Here is a 1,168-nt window from a genome sequence, read left to right on the forward strand (position 1 = left end):
CGGGTAACGGCTCGGGTAACTCGCGTAACGGGTCGACCGCGAAGACGGTGCAGACCGAGATCGGCCCGGTCGATGTGAAGGTGCCCCGGGACCGGGCGGGCACGTTCACCCCGATGCTGGTGCCGAAGAACGCCCGCCGGCTCGGTGGCCTGTCGGACGTGATCATCAGCCTGTACGCGGGTGGGATGACGGTCCGCGACATCTGTCACCACCTGCAGCGGGTCTACGGCACCGAGGTGTCACCCGACACGGTCTCCACCATCACCGACGAAGTTCTGGAGGAGGTGAAGGCGTGGCAGCACCGGCCGTTGGACGAGGTGTACCCGATCGTCTACGTCGACGCGTTGATGGTGAAGGTCCGCGACGGCGCCCAGGTCCGTAACAAGGCCTGTTACCTCGTCGTGGGGGTCAACACCGACGGGGTCAAGCACGTCCTCGGTATCTGGGTGCAGCAGACCGAGGGGGCGAAGTTCTGGATGCAGGTCTGCACCGAGCTGCGTAACCGTGGGGTGCGTGATGTGCTGATCGCCTGCTGTGACGGGTTGACCGGTCTGCCCGAGGCGATCGAGGCGGTGTGGCCGCACACCACCGTGCAGACGTGTGTGGTGCATCTGATCCGGGCGGCGACGAAGTTCGTGTCCTACAAGGACCGTAGGGTGATGGCCGCCGCGTTGAAGGACATCTACACCGCTCCGACGGTGGAGGCGGCCGAGACCGCGATGCTCGGTTTCGCCGACAGCCCGCTCGGTAGGCGGTACCCGGCCGCGGTCGCGGTCTGGGAACGGGCGTGGGATCGGTTCACTCCGTTCCTGGCGTTCCCGCCCGAGGTCCGCCGGATCATCTACACCACCAACGCGATCGAGAGTTTCAACTACCAGATCCGGAAGATCATCAAGAACCGTGGGCATTTCCCCACCGACGACGCCGTGATCAAGCTGATCTGGCTCGCGATCGCCGACATCGAGGACAAACGCGCCCGGCAACGCGCCGCCGAGGCCGGTAGACCCGCGAACTCCCGCACCGCGCCGCCACGGCTGGTCGAAGGCGCCGGCGTGCACGGCTGGAAACAGGCCCTCAACGCGTTGGACCTGTTCTTCCCGAACCGTATCCCCATCGATGCCCGATAGTTGGACAGGATAGGGCGTTACACAGAAATTCGGACAGGCTC

At 65.4% G+C, this 1,168-nt stretch carries 1 protein-coding gene; it reads left to right on the plus strand.

The window, feature by feature from the left end; all coding sequences use genetic code 11:
• Positions 1–1,127: IS256 family transposase (locus ACXAHD_RS32165; protein WP_475055176.1), on the plus strand; the 1,127-nt coding region annotated here is incomplete at its 5' end.
• Positions 1,128–1,168: the final 41 nt, after the last annotated feature.

The sequence above is a fragment of the Micromonospora sp. ABR4_055 genome (assembly GCF_056160425.1).